The organism is Enterobacter sp. N18-03635 (assembly GCF_004006055.1).
Classification (GTDB): Bacteria; Pseudomonadota; Gammaproteobacteria; order Enterobacterales; family Enterobacteriaceae; genus Enterobacter; species Enterobacter vonholyi.
The window spans coordinates 386802-404914 of sequence record NZ_CP034769.1 but is presented as its reverse complement, the minus strand read 5'-3'; the positions used below and the strand labels follow the sequence as shown (position 1 = coordinate 404914).

The following is an 18113-nucleotide window of genomic DNA, read 5'->3' as shown; positions in this document are numbered from 1 at the left end:
GTAAAAATAGTTAAAATCGGGCCGCTCTGCGGCCCGTTTCATTAATGACCAACCGCCTTGCATGATATAGTTAAACCTTTCGTGATGAGGAGGTCGACTTGTGAACACGCCTGATGCTGTTGTCGTACTTTGTACCGCCCCTGATGAAGCCTCTGCCCAGGATCTCGCCGCTAAAGTGCTGGCCGAAAAACTGGCAGCCTGCGTTACGCTCCTCCCCGGTGCCACCTCTCTTTACTATTGGGAAGGTAAGCTGGAGCAAGAGTACGAGGTCCAGATGTTGCTCAAAACCAATCTGGCAAATCAGCAGGCACTCCTGGATTGCCTCAAATCTCATCATCCTTACCAAACCCCGGAGCTGCTGGTGGTGCCAGTGGTTCATGGCGATAACGACTATCTCTCATGGCTCAACGCTTCCTTACGCTGATCCTGCTGCTGTGCAGCACATCAGTATTTGCCGGGTTATTTGACGCGCCCGGCCGTTCGAACTTCATCCCTGCCGACCAGGCGTTTGTTTTCGATTTTCAGCAAAACCAGCATGACCTTACGCTCAACTGGCAGGTGAAAGAGGGCTATTACCTCTATCGCAAGCAGGTGAGCATTACGCCTGTTCAGGCCAGCGTGGGCGCATTACAGATGCCCGCTGGCGAGTGGCATGAAGATGAGTTTTACGGCAAAAGCGAGATCTATCGCCAGCGCCTGATCGTGCCTGTTACGGTGAATCAGGCGGATAAAGGCGCGACGCTGACGGTGACCTATCAGGGGTGCGCGGATGCCGGATTCTGCTATCCGCCGGAAACGAAGGTTGTTCCGCTCAGCGAAGTGAAAGCGGCTGCTGCCGTTTCCCCTCTCCCCTCGGACGAGAAGAGCGAAGACCGCGTAGACCTTCCATTCTCGGCGCTCTGGGCCTTCCTGATTGGGATTGGCATTGCCTTTACACCCTGCGTGCTGCCTATGTATCCGCTCATCTCTGGCATCGTGCTGGGCGGCAAACAGCGCCTTTCCACAGCCCGCGCGCTGCTGCTGGCCTTAATTTACGTACAGGGTATGGCATTGACCTACACGGCCCTTGGACTTGTGGTTGCCGCTGCCGGGTTACAGTTCCAGGCCGCACTGCAGCATCCTTATGTGCTGATTGGCCTGTCGGCGATATTTATCCTGCTGGCGCTGTCGATGTTTGGCCTGTTCACGCTGCAGTTGCCCTCCTCGCTGCAAACCCGCTTAACGCTGATGAGTAATCGCCAGCAGGGTGGTTCGGCAGGCGGTGTGTTCGCAATGGGTGCCATTGCCGGGCTGATTTGTTCCCCTTGCACCACCGCGCCGCTTAGCGCCATCCTGCTCTATATCGCCCAGAGCGGAAACATGTGGCTCGGCGGCGGAACGTTGTACCTGTATGCCCTGGGCATGGGTCTGCCGCTGATTCTGGTCACGGTTTTCGGCAATCGACTGCTGCCGAAGAGCGGCCCGTGGATGGAAACGGTGAAAACCGCATTTGGCTTTGTCATTCTGGCGCTGCCGGTGTTCCTGCTGGAGCGTATCATCGGTGACGTCTGGGGTATGCGCCTGTGGGCAATGCTCGGGGTAGCGTTCTTTACCTGGGCGTTTATCGTCAGCCTGGGGGCGAAAAAAGCGTGGATGCGTCTGGTACAAATCCTGCTGCTGGCTGCCGCGCTGGTAAGCGTGCGTCCTCTTCAGGACTGGGCATTCGGCTCGCCGGTCGGCCAGACGCAGGCGCATTTGAACTTCATCCAGATTAAGAACGTTGATGAGCTCAACAGCGCGCTCGTACAGGCAAAAGGCAAACCGGTGATGCTCGATCTCTATGCCGACTGGTGCGTCGCCTGCAAAGAGTTTGAAAAATACACCTTTAGCGATCCACAGGTGCAAAATTCCCTGAAAGAGACTGTTCTGCTCCAGGCAAACGTGACAGCCAACAATGCACAGGATAAGGCTCTGCTGAAGCAGCTTAACGTCCTCGGACTGCCAACCATTCTTTTCTTCAATCAACTGGGCGAGGAGCAGCCAGAAAAGCGTGTAACCGGGTTTATGGATGCAGAGGCATTTAGCGCGCATTTGCGCAATCGCCAACCGTAAACAACACTTTAAACGGGACAAACCGTTGGGAATAGCGGAGGAGATAACCGTGCAACGTGAAGACGTACTGGGACAAGCCCTGCAATTACTTGAGATTCAAGGGATCGCCAGCACCACGCTTGAGATGGTAGCCGACCGTATCGATTACCCCCTGGATGAACTTAAGCGCTTCTGGCCGGATAAAGAGGCGCTACTCTATGATGCCCTGCGCTACCTCAGCCAGCAGGTTGATGTCTGGCGCAGGCAGCTGATGCTGAATGAAGAACTGACCGTGGAACAAAAGCTGCTGGCGCGCTATACCGCCCTGACGGAATGTGTCAGCAACAACCGCTACCCGGGCTGTCTGTTCATCGCCGCCTGCACATACTTTCCGGATCCAGGTCATCCTATCCACCAGTTGGCGGATCAGCAAAAACGTGCGGCGCATGACTTCACCCATGAGCTGTTGACCACCCTGGAAGTCGACGATCCGGCGATGGTGGCGAAGCAGATGGAACTGGTGCTGGAAGGTTGCCTCAGCCGCATGCTGGTAAACCGTAGCCAGGCCGATGTGGATACAGCGCACCGCCTGGCGGAAGATATTCTGCGCTTTGCTCAGTGCCGTATGGGCGGGGCTCTGACCTAAGCCAGCATGCCAGCCCAGGCAGAGACGATAAGACACAGCGCCATCAGGCGTTGAAACCGCACCATCGCTACGGTGGTGCGAAAAATTCGGTTCACCGCTTTACCCAGCCACGCCCAGCACATCAAACAGGCTATTGAGATCAGCAGAAACCATAGCGCCATTAGCGCAATATCCCGCAATGCATGATCGCCAGCAGGCGCAAACAGACTGACGACGGCCAGCGCCATCATCCAGGTTTTAGGGTTCACGATCTGCAGCAGTGCAGCCGCCTTAGCGGTAAATTGGATATGGTTCTCAGCGCTGAGACGAGCGGCCGGGGCGCGAAACAGCTGCCAGCTCATCCAGCTTAGCCACAGCACGCCTGTCCAGCTCATGAGCTGACGTATTAGAGGATACTGACGCAGCACTTCCCCTGTGCCGGCGCCTGATATCAGCACAATCGCACTGGCCGCGATACACCCGCCCAGAATAGCTGGTACGGTATTTTTAACGCCAAAGCGCTGGCTGTTCGTCAGCACCAGAATATTGGTTGGCCCCGGCGTAATGGAGGCGACAAAGGCGAACAACAGAAAGGGTATCAAACTCACAGGTGGCTCCTTTTTTATTAGAGCCATGAATGTGCCGCTATTTTTTGGAAACGTCTGGAAGGTTTGTGCACAACCGGCGGTAGTGTGCAGGAGAGATACGGTAAGCCCGCTGAAACCAGCGCCCCAGATGGCTTTGATCGGCAAATCCCACTGCCGCAGCCACATCAACAGGCTGGTCGCCACACGCAAGCAGCTGTCGGGCCTTTGCCAGACGCAGTTGAATAAGCCATGCGTGAGGCGCCAGGTTGAACTCGCGCTTAAAACAGCGCGTCAGGGTGAAGCGATCGGTGCCCGTCTCGCGCGCAAGGTCTGATAGCCCTACGTTCTCGCCGATATGTGCATAGAGATAGTCGCGCGCACGGTACGCCACGGCAGCACTTTGTAACTGCGACGGCAGCTTTTTACGCCAGTGGCAATGGGCGGTGATCCGGGAGAGCAGATTATCCATTGCGCTCTGCTGAACGATCTTCAACTCATTATTATGCAGGGTGGAAAATGTCTCGCCGATAGCGCGCACCAGCTGCGGCTCCCGCGTCAGCGTTTGGGCAAAGTGGAGTGAATAACTCCCGGGAGTAAATTCGTAAAGCCCCTGTAGCGCACGGATAAGCCAGCGCTCATCAAGATAGAAGGTCAGATAGGTAAAACCACCCTCTACAGGCGCATCTCCGTCGTGGATTTCACCAGGCTCGAGGAGGAAAGCGTCGCCCGGCTGGCTGCGATGACGCTCACGGCGGCAGTGAAACTGCTGCGTGCCGGAGAGGGTTATCCCTACAAGGTAGCTATCGTGCCAGTGCGGATCAAATGCATGCCCTTCGAAATGCGCTTTAATCGTCTCAATACCCGTATCTGCATGCTGACGCAGTTCAAGCCAGTCATTCACCATTACTGCCCTCCTCTTACTATCAGCATTGCCGTATTACACTGGTTCTGTCTGGAAGATTTGTGCATTTTCGCGGCGAAAGCGGACAGATTGCCGTAAACTTAAGCAGTTGAACAGCTTTTCCCGAAATAATGTTGACGATAGAGCGTGATTGCGGTTTAATGCGCTCCGTTGCCCGGATAGCTCAGTCGGTAGAGCAGGGGATTGAAAATCCCCGTGTCCTTGGTTCGATTCCGAGTCCGGGCACCACTATTTAAAGAACCCAGCCTATGGCTGGGTTTTTGCTTTTCTGCGTTTATAAATCCCTTCTTTGTATTCTTGTTTCTCTTTGTCGTGGGATCGTGCGGTCTGTATTGCCAATTTGCAGCTTTGCCTTATCGGGCCTACTAAACCCGTAGATCCGGCAAGCGCAGCGACACCGGTTTTTTCTGAGCACAAAGCAAAAAACCCCGCACCTTTCGGTACGGGGTTCTTCTATTTTGATGCCTGGCAGTTCCCTACTCTCACATGGGGAGACCCCACACTACCATCGGCGCTACGGCGTTTCACTTCTGAGTTCGGCATGGGGTCAGGTGGGACCACCGCGCTAAAGCCGCCAGGCAAATTCTGTTAAATCTGTATCAAAGCTAAAAATATCGTGTCTCTTCGCCAAAACACCTTCGGCGTTGTAAGGTTAAGCCTCACGGTTCATTAGTATCGGTTAGCTCAACGCATCGCTGCGCTTACACACCCGACCTATCAACGTCATAGTCTTTAACGTTCCTTCAGGAGACTTAAAGTCTCAGGGAGAACTCATCTCGGGGCAAGTTTCGTGCTTAGATGCTTTCAGCACTTATCTTTTCCGCATTTAGCTACCGGGCAGTGCCATTGGCATGACAACCCGAACACCAGTGATGCGTCCACTCCGGTCCTCTCGTACTAGGAGCAGCCCCCCTCAATTCTCCAGCGCCCACGGCAGATAGGGACCGAACTGTCTCACGACGTTCTAAACCCAGCTCGCGTACCACTTTAAATGGCGAACAGCCATACCCTTGGGACCTACTTCAGCCCCAGGATGTGATGAGCCGACATCGAGGTGCCAAACACCGCCGTCGATATGAACTCTTGGGCGGTATCAGCCTGTTATCCCCGGAGTACCTTTTATCCGTTGAGCGATGGCCCTTCCATTCAGAACCACCGGATCACTATGACCTGCTTTCGCACCTGCTCGAGCCGTCACTCTCGCAGTCAAGCTAGCTTATGCCATTGCACTAACCTCCTGATGTCCGACCAGGATTAGCTAACCTTCGTGCTCCTCCGTTACTCTTTGGGAGGAGACCGCCCCAGTCAAACTACCCACCAGACACTGTCCGCAACCCGGATCACGGGTCTACGTTAGAACACCAGCCATTAAAGGGTGGTATTTCAAGGACGGCTCCACGCAGACTGGCGTCCACGCTTCAAAGCCTCCCACCTATCCTACACATCAAGGACCAGTGTTCAGTGTCAAGCTATAGTAAAGGTTCACGGGGTCTTTCCGTCTTGCCGCGGGTACACTGCATCTTCACAGCGAGTTCAATTTCACTGAGTCTCGGGTGGAGACAGCCTGGCCATCATTACGCCATTCGTGCAGGTCGGAACTTACCCGACAAGGAATTTCGCTACCTTAGGACCGTTATAGTTACGGCCGCCGTTTACCGGGGCTTCGATCAAGAGCTTCGCGTTACCGCTAACCCCATCAATTAACCTTCCGGCACCGGGCAGGCGTCACACCGTATACGTCCACTTTCGTGTTTGCACAGTGCTGTGTTTTTAATAAACAGTTGCAGCCAGCTGGTATCTTCGACTGATTTCAGCTCCACCCGCAGGGGCTTCACCTACATATCAGCGTGCCTTCTCCCGAAGTTACGGCACCATTTTGCCTAGTTCCTTCACCCGAGTTCTCTCAAGCGCCTTGGTATTCTCTACCTGACCACCTGTGTCGGTTTGGGGTACGATTTCGTGTTACCTGATGCTTAGAGGCTTTTCCTGGAAGCAGGGCATTTGTTACTTCAGCACCGTAGTGCCTCGTCATCACACCTCAGCGTTAATAAGGTACCGGATTTACCTGGAACCTCCGCCTACATGCTTAAACCGGGACAACCGTCGCCCGGCTAACATAGCCTTCTCCGTCCCCCCTTCGCAGTAACACCAAGTACAGGAATATTAACCTGTTTCCCATCGACTACGCCTTTCGGCCTCGCCTTAGGGGTCGACTCACCCTGCCCCGATTAACGTTGGACAGGAACCCTTGGTCTTCCGGCGAGCGGGCTTTTCACCCGCTTTATCGTTACTTATGTCAGCATTCGCACTTCTGATACCTCCAGCATGCCTCACAGCACACCTTCAACGGCTTACAGAACGCTCCCCTACCCAACAACGCATAAGCGTCGCTGCCGCAGCTTCGGTGCATGGTTTAGCCCCGTTACATCTTCCGCGCAGGCCGACTCGACCAGTGAGCTATTACGCTTTCTTTAAATGATGGCTGCTTCTAAGCCAACATCCTGGCTGTCTGTGCCTTCCCACATCGTTTCCCACTTAACCATGACTTTGGGACCTTAGCTGGCGGTCTGGGTTGTTTCCCTCTTCACGACGGACGTTAGCACCCGCCGTGTGTCTCCCGTGATAACATTCTTCGGTATTCGTAGTTTGCATCGGGTTGGTAAGCCGGGATGGCCCCCTAGCCGAAACAGTGCTCTACCCCCGAAGATGAGTTCACGAGGCGCTACCTAAATAGCTTTCGGGGAGAACCAGCTATCTCCCGGTTTGATTGGCCTTTCACCCCCAGCCACAAGTCATCCGCTAATTTTTCAACATTAGTCGGTTCGGTCCTCCAGTTAGTGTTACCCAACCTTCAACCTGCCCATGGCTAGATCACCGGGTTTCGGGTCTATACCCTGCAACTTAACGCCCAGTTAAGACTCGGTTTCCCTTCGGCTCCCCTATACGGTTAACCTTGCTACAGAATATAAGTCGCTGACCCATTATACAAAAGGTACGCAGTCACACCACGAAGGTGCTCCCACTGCTTGTACGTACACGGTTTCAGGTTCTTTTTCACTCCCCTCGCCGGGGTTCTTTTCGCCTTTCCCTCACGGTACTGGTTCACTATCGGTCAGTCAGGAGTATTTAGCCTTGGAGGATGGTCCCCCCATATTCAGACAGGATACCACGTGTCCCGCCCTACTCTTCGAGTTCACAGCCTGTGTGCTTTCGTGTACGGGACTGTCACCCTGTACCGTGCGACTTTCCAGACGCTTCCACTAACACACAAGCTGATTCAGACTCTGGGCTGCTCCCCGTTCGCTCGCCGCTACTGGGGGAATCTCGGTTGATTTCTTTTCCTCGGGGTACTTAGATGTTTCAGTTCCCCCGGTTCGCCTCGTTAACCTATGTATTCAGTTAACGATAGTGTGACGAATCACACTGGGTTTCCCCATTCGGACATCGCCGGGTCAAAGGTTCATATCACCTCGCCGGCGCTTTTCGCAGATTAGCACGTCCTTCATCGCCTCTGACTGCCAGGGCATCCACCGTGTACGCTTAGTCGCTTAACCTCACAACCCGAAGATGTTTCACTTCTGATTGCGAAAATTTGAGAGACTCGAACACACCATTAAGATGTGTCGTTTCAATTTTCAGCTTGATCCAGATTTTTAAAGAGCAAAACTTCGCAGTGCACCTTTTCAGGTTCACTCTGAAGTTTTCTTGTGTTTGCAGTAAAAGATGGTGGAGCTATGCGGGATCGAACCGCAGACCTCCTGCGTGCAAAGCAGGCGCTCTCCCAGCTGAGCTATAGCCCCATCGTTTTGCAATCTCTGTACCGGTAATTTTTCCTGAGACAAGGCGTGGTAACGCGAAGCATACATCAGTATGTGAGCGTTGCCGCAACGCAGTATCAGGGAAAATTTGGTAGGCCTGAGTGGACTTGAACCACCGACCTCACCCTTATCAGGGGTGCGCTCTAACCACCTGAGCTACAAGCCTGCAGAGATTTTTACTGCTGTTTTTCATCAGACAATCTGTGTGAGCACTACAAAGGCAGGTTCTTTAAGGTAAGGAGGTGATCCAACCGCAGGTTCCCCTACGGTTACCTTGTTACGACTTCACCCCAGTCATGAATCACAAAGTGGTAAGCGCCCTCCCGAAGGTTAAGCTACCTACTTCTTTTGCAACCCACTCCCATGGTGTGACGGGCGGTGTGTACAAGGCCCGGGAACGTATTCACCGTAGCATTCTGATCTACGATTACTAGCGATTCCGACTTCATGGAGTCGAGTTGCAGACTCCAATCCGGACTACGACGCACTTTATGAGGTCCGCTTGCTCTCGCGAGGTCGCTTCTCTTTGTATGCGCCATTGTAGCACGTGTGTAGCCCTACTCGTAAGGGCCATGATGACTTGACGTCATCCCCACCTTCCTCCAGTTTATCACTGGCAGTCTCCTTTGAGTTCCCGGCCTAACCGCTGGCAACAAAGGATAAGGGTTGCGCTCGTTGCGGGACTTAACCCAACATTTCACAACACGAGCTGACGACAGCCATGCAGCACCTGTCTCAGAGTTCCCGAAGGCACCAAAGCATCTCTGCTAAGTTCTCTGGATGTCAAGAGTAGGTAAGGTTCTTCGCGTTGCATCGAATTAAACCACATGCTCCACCGCTTGTGCGGGCCCCCGTCAATTCATTTGAGTTTTAACCTTGCGGCCGTACTCCCCAGGCGGTCGACTTAACGCGTTAGCTCCGGAAGCCACGCCTCAAGGGCACAACCTCCAAGTCGACATCGTTTACGGCGTGGACTACCAGGGTATCTAATCCTGTTTGCTCCCCACGCTTTCGCACCTGAGCGTCAGTCTTTGTCCAGGGGGCCGCCTTCGCCACCGGTATTCCTCCAGATCTCTACGCATTTCACCGCTACACCTGGAATTCTACCCCCCTCTACAAGACTCTAGCCTGCCAGTTTCGAATGCAGTTCCCAGGTTGAGCCCGGGGATTTCACATCCGACTTGACAGACCGCCTGCGTGCGCTTTACGCCCAGTAATTCCGATTAACGCTTGCACCCTCCGTATTACCGCGGCTGCTGGCACGGAGTTAGCCGGTGCTTCTTCTGCGGGTAACGTCAATCGCTGAGGTTATTAACCTCAACGCCTTCCTCCCCGCTGAAAGTACTTTACAACCCGAAGGCCTTCTTCATACACGCGGCATGGCTGCATCAGGCTTGCGCCCATTGTGCAATATTCCCCACTGCTGCCTCCCGTAGGAGTCTGGACCGTGTCTCAGTTCCAGTGTGGCTGGTCATCCTCTCAGACCAGCTAGGGATCGTCGCCTAGGTGAGCCGTTACCCCACCTACTAGCTAATCCCATCTGGGCACATCTGATGGCAAGAGGCCCGAAGGTCCCCCTCTTTGGTCTTGCGACGTTATGCGGTATTAGCTACCGTTTCCAGTAGTTATCCCCCTCCATCAGGCAGTTTCCCAGACATTACTCACCCGTCCGCCGCTCGTCACCCAGGAGCAAGCTCCCTGTGTTACCGCTCGACTTGCATGTGTTAGGCCTGCCGCCAGCGTTCAATCTGAGCCATGATCAAACTCTTCAATTTAAGTTTGATGCTCGTGAATTAAACTTCGTAATGAATTACGCATGTTCACTCAGAGACTTGGTATTCATTTATTGTCCGAAGACATTAAGAATCCATGTCACTTTGAGTGCCCACACAGATTGTCTGATAAATTGTTAAAGAGCAGTGCAACGCGGCTTTCGCTCACCGTTGCGAGGTGGCGTATATTACGCTTTCCTCTTTCAGAGTCAACCCGTTATTGCAGGATTTTTTCTCTTCAACCGAACCGCTTGTTGTGTGAAGTGATTCACATCCGCCGTGTCGATGGAGGCGCATTATAGGGAGTTCCCGAACGACCGCAACCGAAAAGTTGCAAAAAAATGACTGACTGCTGCATTCCCCAGCAAAACCCCGCCTTATACCCTTTTATGCACAAAGTTATCCACAATCATGCACGGTTCCCGACGCGATCCCACGAATTGAGCGGTAAGATCAACTATACTAGCGGCAAATACTCTCCTCTGTGCAGGCCGCATCATGATCACACAACGCCTCACCCGTGACTGGCGTCTCCCTACAGCTGGGTTGATGCTTCTGGCAATTCTCTGTGCCGGTTTTACCCTGCACACGCACTGGAACGCCTTTATCCAGTGGTGTCTTGCCACACAAATTACCCTGCACCGTTATCTGGTGATGTATCTGCTGCAGCTTAATAATCACCAGTACAGCGGAGGATTATGGCTGTTAACGGGGGCTTTCCTTTATGGTGTCCTTCACGCCATCGGACCCGGGCACGGAAAATTCATTGTGACAACCTATCTGACTACCAATAAGGAAAGCGAGCTGGCCGCCCGGGTCGTTTCCTTCCTGGGCAGCCTGATGCAGGGCGTCAGCGCCATTCTGTTTGTCTTTATTCTGGCGGTAGGATTTAACCTCGCCTCAGGGGATATTAGTACCAGCCGCTGGTATGTGGAGAAGATCAGCGCAGTGCTTATTGGCGCATTCGGCGCATTTGTCATTTACCAGGCGCTGAAAAGTCTGCGTCCGCGCAGAATGTCTGTCTCTGCAATTAAGCCACTTCATCAGCACGGCGAACACTGTGGCTGCAGCCATCACGGCGTAGGTACAGACCTGACGCAGGGCGACTGGAAAACCCGTCTGGGCGTGATTCTGGCGATTGGCGCACGCCCGTGCAGCGGGGCGATCATGATTCTGATGTTTTCGAACGCGCTGGGCATTGTCACCTGGGGGGTGGCCGCAGTCATGACCATGTCTCTGGGAACCGCCCTCTCTATTGTGGGGCTGTCCCTGGCTGTAAGGTACGCACGCGAACGCACGGTGACCTGGTTCGGAGAAAGCGCCTCATTAAGATGGCTGGTACCGGCAGTCAAAATAGCCGGAGGGATAGTCCTGATCCTGTTCGCGACAGTGCTGTTCCTGACGGTGATCCCCATCAGTGCCAATGGCGACTACATCGCTGCCGGATGCTAATAAAAGAAAACCCGCCGTTGGCGGGTTTATTTATTACTCGTTGATGCGTGGATGCTGATCCACCAGTCGGGAGCGTTTTTTCTGCAGCTCTTCAATCTCGGCGTCAATATCCTCAATCTTCTGCTCTACATTATCGTAGTGCTCACGCAGGATCTCCTTCGCTTCCTGGATATCCGATGCCGCAGGCGTTGCGCCTTTCAGAGGACGATTTGCCGTCTCCTTCATGGTAATACCGGTAATCAAACCAATCACCGCGATCACCATCAGGTAATAAGCAGGCATCATCAGGTTCTGTGTGCTCTCCACCAGCGAGGCGGCAAGCGTTGGGGTCAGACCGGCAATCAGCACCGAGATGTTAAAGGCTGCGGCCAGCGCGCTGTAGCGAATGTGGGTCGGGAACATTGCGGGCAGCGTTGAGGCCATCACCCCGATAAAGCAGTTAAGGATCACCGCCAGCATCAGCAGACCGGCAAAAATCAGCCCCAGCACATCACTGTTAATAAGAATAAATGCCGGGATTGCCAGAGCAAACAGCGCAACGCTTCCCAGAATAATGAACGGTCGACGACCAAAACGGTCGCTCAACAGGCCCATAATCGGTTGCACAAACAGCATACCCACCATGATGGCGATAATAATCAGCACACCGTGATCTTCCGAATAGTGCAGGTTATGCGACAGATAGCTCGGCATGTAGGTCAACAGCATGTAGTAGGTCACGTTGGTAGAAATCACCAGACCAATACAGGTCAGCAGGCTGCGCCAGTGCTTAGTGGCAATCTCTTTGAACGATACCTTAGGACCATCCTGCAGCCCTTCGCGGTCACCCTGCTCCAGTTTATCGACGTGCTGCTGGAAAGCAGGCGTCTCTTCCAGCGCATGACGCAGGTAGAGGCCAATAATCCCCAGCGGCAATGCCAGGAAGAACGGAATACGCCAGCCCCAGTCGAGGAAGTTATCTTCACCCACCACGGTTGAAATCAGCACCACGACGCCCGCACCCAGGACAAACCCGGCAATCGAGCCGAAGTCCAGCCAGCTTCCCATAAAACCGCGCTTACGGTCCGGGGAATACTCGGCAACGAAGATCGAGGCGCCTGTATATTCACCGCCTACGGAGAAGCCCTGGGCCATCTTACAAATCAGCAGGAGAATGGGTGCCCAAATGCCGATGGTGGCGTAAGACGGTATAAGACCGATACAGAATGTACTGATCGACATAATAACGATGGTGATAGCAAGGATCTTCTGGCGACCATATTTATCACCGAGCATACCGAAGAACAGACCGCCCAGCGGGCGAATCAGGAAGGGAACGGAGAACGTACCCAGTGCGGCAATCATCTGCAGGCTGGGATCGGCCCCGGGGAAAAACACTTTACCTAACGCATAGGCCACAAAACCGTAGACACCAAAATCGAACCATTCCATCGCATTACCGAGCGAGGCTGCGGTAATCGCTTTACGCAGCTTTGCGTCATCAATAATGGTGACGTCGCGAAGCGTGATGGGTTTAATCTTTTTCCTTCTCAGCATAGCTATCCTCGTTGACTCGGCCCTGTCTGTTTCACAGTCCAGTATGCGTTCTGTGAACCATGGGATCCGCTCCATGCGAATCGCCTTATTCAAGCGTAGCAGGTTTACTTACATTGACGTTTTACATCGATACAACCGAACCTGTTGACGCCTGCCTGGGCAGTTAATGACCTTTTTACCCTACCAGCGTTTATATTTGTGATCAACTTCACATATATTTTTGCGTCTGGTCAACTCAGTCCAATTTTTGTCAAGGAATGCCAATAAGCACTTCCTTACCCTCCCTAAAAAACATCCTCACGCGCGTTTTTATTTCTTTCGTAACAGAAAAACAAACCACGTTAATTCACATCAACTTTACATAAATTTTCATCAAAAGGATCCGGCCTCAAGCTTTACATTGAATATGTGACAAAGATAACTAAAACGATGTTTTATTTTCATTGAATCAATATTCCAATGATCGCATGATAAATCCGAATACAACGTTTTATGTGTTTTCAAAAGAGGCTAATCGCGAGCACACATTTAATTATGTTGCTGGGTCATCGAAAAAAGACGGCAAGCAATAAGAGCAATCAATTGAATTTATTGACTAATTTTTAACACCTATCCCCCGTGCTGCGGGATCCGATGTGAGGTTTGTCTATGAAGATTAAAGCCACGATAGAACGCATTCCTGGCGGTATGATGCTGGTTCCGCTGGTGCTGGGCGCGATCCTGAATACCCTTGCTCCCAATACCGGAGCTTATTTTGGCGGTTTCACTAAAGGCATGATAACGGGCACGGTTCCGATTCTTGCCGTCTGGTTTTTTTGTATCGGCGCGTCCATTAATTTGCGGGCAACGGGTACCGTATTACGGAAATCCGGAACGCTGGTGATAACCAAAATAGCGGTAGCCTGGGCGGCGGCAATGATATGCGCAATGTTCATTCCAGAGAATGGAATTCAGACCGGGTTCTTCGCGGGATTATCGGTCCTGGCAATTGTCTCGGCGATGGACATGACCAACGGCGGATTATACGCCAGCCTGATGAACCAGTACGGAACGAAAGAAGAGTCCGGCGCATTTGTGTTGATGTCACTGGAGTCCGGCCCATTAATGACGATGCTGATCCTGGGGTCTGCTGGCCTGGCCTCGTTTGAACCCCACCACTTTGTCGGCGCGATCCTGCCCTTCCTGGTCGGTTTCGCCCTTGGCAATCTCGATCGCGATCTGCGTGATTTCTTCAGCAAAGCCACGCCGGTGCTGATCCCTTTCTTCGGTTTCGCACTGGGGAACACCATCAACCTGAAGGTCATTCTCGATACAGGCCTGCTGGGCATTGTGCTGGGTGTCGCCGTGATCGTCATCACCGGCATTCCGCTGATTATTGCTGACCGCGTAATCGGAGGAGGAAACGGCACGGCGGGCGTCGCCGCCTCTTCAGCCGCAGGTGCTGCTGTCGCAAACCCGATGATTATTGCTCAGATTAACCCGGCCTTCGAACCGGTCGCTGCTTCAGCGACAGCACTGGTTGCCGCGAGCGTGATTGTCACCGCGATTCTGGTACCCATCATCACGGCGCTGTATGCGAAGCGCTACGGGAATATGCATGAGACCCAGCCTGAACCGAAGCCAATAGAAGCGAATCATTAACACACCGCACCAGATCATCCCCTCTCCCCTCGGGGAGAGGATCGGGGTGATAAGGTATTCATCCAAAAATTTCTTCCACCATCCCGTCCACCAGCCGTTTTGCCGAACAGAGCCGCGGCATGCCCAGCGCGACGGTCTGCCAGTTTTGCGTCACTGACCAGCTCACCGGATGTTGATCCGCCTGACACCAGTCCCCCAGCCAGCCCAGCATATCTTTATGATCGATTAAGCCCGGAGAGGCCGGCGTTGTAAGCCACTGGTGATAGAAATGGCGGGTCGTGGGTGACGCATTGATCCCCTGCGCCAGATAATTAGCCGCCATGCTGCGCAGGTTATCCTTAAGCATTGCCGCCACATCTTCATTCGCGAGGCGGCATGCGTCACCAAATGCCCCCCAGCGCAGCTCTTCCAGGACGATAAAACAGCGCCCGGCCAGCGACCAGCCATCATAATGTCCGGCCCGCCAGCGGGTAAAAATCTGCTCGCTGTGCTCGCCCGCCTGCACCGTCAGCCCGCGCTGGGTTAGCGCCTTCTCTTTCCAGGCGGCGCGTTGGGTAAAATGAGAAGAGAGTTCAGCGTACTGCTGCATCAGTCCGGGGGACTGCTGGGCGCGCGGGTGCGTCTGCTGGCGCAAAGCAATCAGTTTCTCTGCCATCAGCGTCAGCGCGAGATGACCCGGGTCAAGCATGCCGGCCAGTTTTTCCGCCAGCCCCAGGCGCAGCGCCGCATTTTCATTGAGCATACCCGCCATCGCCCAGGGGCGTAGCCGGGTATGCGTCATGATTTCCTGAGTCAAACGCTCACGAAACTGAAGCTGTTGAGGTCCCAGGTGAGGATGACGCGCCGCATCCACTCCCTGAACCAGATCGACCATAAATTTTGGATTAATACACTCCAGCGTTCGCCCGGGGCCATCCAGTAGTGGTGTTGTCATGGTTGCTCTGCCGCGAATAGAGTTTGAATATCATCGCGTAACAGTCGGGTATCTTCCTGTATCCACGTCGCAGTAGTAATACTTTGCTTCAACAACTGGCAGAGCGCTCGGGTTGAATGCTCATTCTGTTGACGCACTGCGAGGCTATCACGCAAGCTTTCCTGTAACCCGGTCAGGCACAACGAAAATTCTGCAAAGAACGTTGCCATTCCTGCCGTAACAGAGACATCGACCTGCGCGGACAAAGCTTTACGTATTTGTTCACAAAACAGCTCAATATGTTGCTTAAATCTTTCATGTAGCTGCGCAATATCGATAACATAGCGCGTGCGCGTTTCCACATACTCATCCCAGCCCCAGCCCGGATTATTGAGCCAACGAGAGACTGTTTCACGCATGCTGCTCCCGCCGGATGGGGGGCCTGCCTGGCTGTCATCCTGCGCAATCGCATCGTTAAACAGCGCTCGCGTATTGAAGTTAAGCTGGCTTGCCTGAAACGCGGGGAAACTGATCCGCGCCCGAAAACCCGCATGGCTCAGATGCTCTTTAATACGCGTTTCGATGGGGCGCATGGCTTCGTTCAGGGAACGCGCCAGCGTAGATTCAAGCTGGTCGAAGCGTAACGCCAGCTCCCGGCAAATCTTCGTCTGTGCATCCAGCATCACCAGCTCGCAGGAGGAGCGGATTTTACTCAGCGCGATCTGCGCCTGCCCTTCATCTTCCAGAACCAGCTGTTTCAGCTCGTGCAGCTCGTCACCGCGAAGGTTCTGCCGATCGATACCTGCCAAATCAAGAATATGCTGAGCGCTGAACACCTCACCAATCGCCTGGTGAAGCGCAGTTTTTTGGGCTCCCATAAAGTCCGTAGTGGCGTTCAGAGCCTCTTCAACCTCATGTTTCACCTCATCGCTCACCACGCTCTGACGCGTCTGCAGAAGCGCCATGTCCTCTTCCAGACGTGCGATGTTCAGTTCCAGCGCCTCAAAAGCCACCGTCAATCCCTGATAGCGGAAGTCGAGGTACTCCCGGGCATTTTGCGCGTAGTTAAGCAACTTATGCGAGGCCGAACGCAGCGCGTAAAGCGAAGCATTGGCATAGGCGGCGTAAATCAGTTTGCGTATCGGTTGTTCGAATAGCGAATCTTCCCAGAGCAAATCGGCAGAATGACGAATATGGTCGATATCGTCCAGGTCCGCCGTGCGCCAGCGACGTCCAAGCGCAGCTTCAGCAAAATCCTGCACCCAGGGTTGCTCCTGATGATCCGGCAGTTGTCCGTGGGTACTCATCTCGTAGCGAGCGCGGTTCGCCAGGTAGGCCCACATGGACGAAACGGGGTAGATCTGGCCAGGCGAAATATTGCCTTTCATTAAGGTGCCGGAGATCATCGCCCGGATCTGCTCTTCATCGTCGCTATTGCGATCTTTCTGATCGAATTTATTGACCAGCGCATACAGCGGCACGGATTTTCCCGCCGCAGAAATGGCCTGGCGGACTTCTTCATCAGAGATGGATTTAAGCTGGGTATAATCCATCACGGCCAGCACCGCCGACGCGCGGGACAACTGCTCGCTGAGCATTTTTTGCAGGTGCGGCTGTCCGGCCTCATTCGGCCCGGGCGTATCGAGCAGCGTCAGCTGTCCGAGGTGAACATCCAGACCCGCAAGATGCACGAACTCCACTTCAATTACCGGGATATGTTCGATAGCCGCATACTCAGAGAACGGAAACTCTACACCTAATGCCTGGGAAAGCCTCACCAGGTCGTTGAGACTTTTCAGACAGTGAAATATCGGCTGTGCGCCCAGGTGATGCTTCTCAAACGCTTCCCCTTTTTCAATGCGCTCCAGCAGCGTATTCATGTCTTTATCAATTTCCAGACGCTGAGCCAGCTTCCCGCGGTCGTAATCGCATAGCTTTTTCTGGAGCAGTTGGATCAATTCATCAATGGGCGAGGCATGCGAGAAATGCAGCACCGGCTCCTTCTGACCCGGCGTGTGGCGAATCAGAGTAGGAAGTGCCGTCATCGGACGATTGCGATTCGGCAACACTTCGGTCCCCACAATCGCATTAATGGTGGTTGATTTCCCCGCCTTCATGGTGCCCACAATGGCCAGGACCATTTCCAGCCGGGTTATTTTTCGTAATTCATTATTCAGCATCGCCTGCTGCGCTTCGACGCCGCGCGCGCTAAAATGCAAAGGTAAAACGTTGTTCTTTTCACCCGTAATAGCAGCCGCAGTGCTCTCCAGCATCGCAGTCGGCATTGATTTCAACGTATCAAGGTTTTGCAGGGCGAGCTGTAGCAAACGCTCAGCTTCCTGGCTTAATTCAAAAATGGTCTGTGTGTGCATGATAAAAGCCTTTCCTTAACGCAAATTTATTACTTTTATTAAGCCACTAGTATTAATTATGTTGTTCAGGCTTATATGATTACGTGTGGAAAACATGTTCGCCGAAATATAACTGATTGATGATAATCAGAAATAATTCACTATCCTTGCATGGCGTGTATAGCTTCCCTCCTGGCCTGACAGCCAAAAGAAAAAAAGCGTAGCCCATTTTTAAGAAACTTCAGGATATATCATCATTATTTCCCCCCTAAAAAGAGAGGTAATACCCCACTGCCATAAGATATGTAGAGCAGCGAAGTCCAGAGATAAATAACAATGTGTCGCTTCACCTTATCCGAAATGAAGGAACGTAGCAATTTGCCGCAATAAAATATTCGATATATTTAGCGTCATTTCTTCCCACCG

General features: G+C 53.2%; 10 protein-coding genes, 3 tRNA genes and 3 rRNA genes. 6 read left to right on the top strand and 10 right to left on the bottom strand.

All coding sequences use genetic code 11. The annotated features are described in order from the left end of the window. The first annotated feature begins 100 nt into the window (after nucleotides 1-100). From cutA to ELK40_RS02620, 3 genes are read left to right on the top strand one after another with little or no spacing between them, the layout of a single operon-like run. On the top strand, nucleotides 101-424 hold the full coding sequence (cutA, locus tag ELK40_RS02630) for a divalent cation tolerance protein CutA (protein WP_111965412.1): 324 nt from the start codon (nucleotides 101-103) through the stop codon (nucleotides 422-424). Then, nucleotides 400-2091, top strand: a complete 1692-nt coding sequence (locus ELK40_RS02625; protein ID WP_127729333.1) for a protein-disulfide reductase DsbD — start codon at nucleotides 400-402, stop codon at nucleotides 2089-2091. Before cutA ends, ELK40_RS02625 begins: the two co-directional genes overlap by 25 nt. A gap of 49 nt (nucleotides 2092-2140) precedes the next feature. Further along, nucleotides 2141-2716, top strand: coding sequence for a transcriptional regulator (locus ELK40_RS02620; protein WP_127729331.1), 576 nt, complete (start codon nucleotides 2141-2143; stop codon nucleotides 2714-2716). Here ELK40_RS02620 and ELK40_RS02615 read toward each other — a convergent pair. Continuing rightward, nucleotides 2713-3303: a LysE family translocator gene (locus ELK40_RS02615; RefSeq protein WP_127729330.1), complete on the bottom strand. Its 591-nt coding sequence runs from the start codon at nucleotides 3301-3303 to the stop codon at nucleotides 2713-2715. The two genes, ELK40_RS02620 and ELK40_RS02615, sit on opposite strands and share 4 nt — an antisense overlap. 37 nt (nucleotides 3304-3340) lie before the next feature. After that, nucleotides 3341-4186 carry an AraC family transcriptional regulator gene (locus ELK40_RS02610; protein ID WP_115876645.1) on the bottom strand — a complete coding sequence of 282 codons (846 nt, stop codon included), beginning with the start codon at nucleotides 4184-4186 and terminating at the stop codon, nucleotides 3341-3343. 170 nt (nucleotides 4187-4356) lie between these two features. On the opposite strand from ELK40_RS02610, the gene ELK40_RS02605 reads away from it, so the two are divergent. Beyond that, a tRNA-Phe gene (locus ELK40_RS02605) sits at nucleotides 4357-4432 on the top strand. A 235-nt stretch (nucleotides 4433-4667) separates the two neighbouring features. Here the strand turns inward: ELK40_RS02605 and rrf are convergent. From rrf to ELK40_RS02580, 5 genes are all read right to left on the bottom strand, one after another. Further along, a 5S ribosomal RNA gene (gene rrf / locus ELK40_RS02600) occupies nucleotides 4668-4783 on the bottom strand. A 69-nt stretch (nucleotides 4784-4852) separates the two neighbouring features. Next, nucleotides 4853-7758: ribosomal RNA gene (locus tag ELK40_RS02595) — 23S ribosomal RNA — on the bottom strand. Between the two features lie 170 nt (nucleotides 7759-7928). Then, nucleotides 7929-8004 (bottom strand) — tRNA-Ala (locus ELK40_RS02590). A gap of 107 nt (nucleotides 8005-8111) precedes the next feature. Continuing rightward, nucleotides 8112-8188 (bottom strand) — tRNA-Ile (locus tag ELK40_RS02585). 69 nt (nucleotides 8189-8257) lie between these two features. Then, a 16S ribosomal RNA gene (locus ELK40_RS02580) occupies nucleotides 8258-9797 on the bottom strand. The 16S, 23S and 5S rRNA genes sit together here with 2 tRNA genes alongside, the layout of an rRNA operon. 495 nt (nucleotides 9798-10292) lie before the next feature. On the opposite strand from ELK40_RS02580, the gene ELK40_RS02575 reads away from it, so the two are divergent. Further along, nucleotides 10293-11246, top strand: a complete 954-nt coding sequence (locus ELK40_RS02575) for a nickel/cobalt transporter (RefSeq protein ID WP_127729328.1) — start codon at nucleotides 10293-10295, stop codon at nucleotides 11244-11246. A gap of 33 nt (nucleotides 11247-11279) precedes the next feature. Here ELK40_RS02575 and proP read toward each other — a convergent pair whose 3' ends face one another. Next, nucleotides 11280-12782, bottom strand: a complete 1503-nt coding sequence (gene proP, locus ELK40_RS02570) for a glycine betaine/L-proline transporter ProP (RefSeq protein WP_023334221.1) — start codon at nucleotides 12780-12782, stop codon at nucleotides 11280-11282. 648 nt (nucleotides 12783-13430) lie between these two features. On the opposite strand from proP, the gene kdgT reads away from it, so the two are divergent. Then, complete coding sequence (kdgT, locus tag ELK40_RS02565; protein WP_115876883.1) at nucleotides 13431-14423, top strand: 2-keto-3-deoxygluconate transporter; 993 nt, start codon at nucleotides 13431-13433, stop codon at nucleotides 14421-14423. Between the two features lie 58 nt (nucleotides 14424-14481). On the opposite strand, the gene ELK40_RS02560 is transcribed toward kdgT, so the two are convergent. Together ELK40_RS02560 and crfC are read right to left on the bottom strand one after the other, a co-directional pair. Further along, nucleotides 14482-15357: a diguanylate cyclase regulator RdcB family protein gene (locus ELK40_RS02560; RefSeq protein ID WP_111964169.1), complete on the bottom strand. Its 876-nt coding sequence runs from the start codon at nucleotides 15355-15357 to the stop codon at nucleotides 14482-14484. Beyond that, a complete protein-coding gene (crfC, locus tag ELK40_RS02555; RefSeq protein WP_127729326.1) occupies nucleotides 15354-17708 on the bottom strand; it encodes a clamp-binding protein CrfC in 2355 nt (784 codons plus the stop codon). Before crfC ends, ELK40_RS02560 begins: the two co-directional genes overlap by 4 nt. Between the last annotated feature and the right edge of the window lie 405 nt (nucleotides 17709-18113).

Excerpts from the sequence above, each read along its gene's own strand:
- ELK40_RS02625 (WP_127729333.1), top strand. The coding sequence starts at position 400 with ATGGCTCAACGCTTCCTTACGCTGATCCTGCTGCTGTGCAGCACATCA.
- ELK40_RS02610 (WP_115876645.1), bottom strand. The coding sequence starts at position 4,186 with ATGGTGAATGACTGGCTTGAACTGCGTCAGCATGCAGATACGGGTATT.
- ELK40_RS02575 (WP_127729328.1), top strand. The coding sequence starts at position 10,293 with ATGATCACACAACGCCTCACCCGTGACTGGCGTCTCCCTACAGCTGGG.
- proP (WP_023334221.1), bottom strand. The coding sequence starts at position 12,782 with ATGCTGAGAAGGAAAAAGATTAAACCCATCACGCTTCGCGACGTCACC.
- kdgT (WP_115876883.1), top strand. The coding sequence starts at position 13,431 with ATGAAGATTAAAGCCACGATAGAACGCATTCCTGGCGGTATGATGCTG.
- ELK40_RS02560 (WP_111964169.1), bottom strand. The coding sequence starts at position 15,357 with ATGACAACACCACTACTGGATGGCCCCGGGCGAACGCTGGAGTGTATT.
- crfC (WP_127729326.1), bottom strand. The coding sequence starts at position 17,708 with ATGCACACACAGACCATTTTTGAATTAAGCCAGGAAGCTGAGCGTTTG.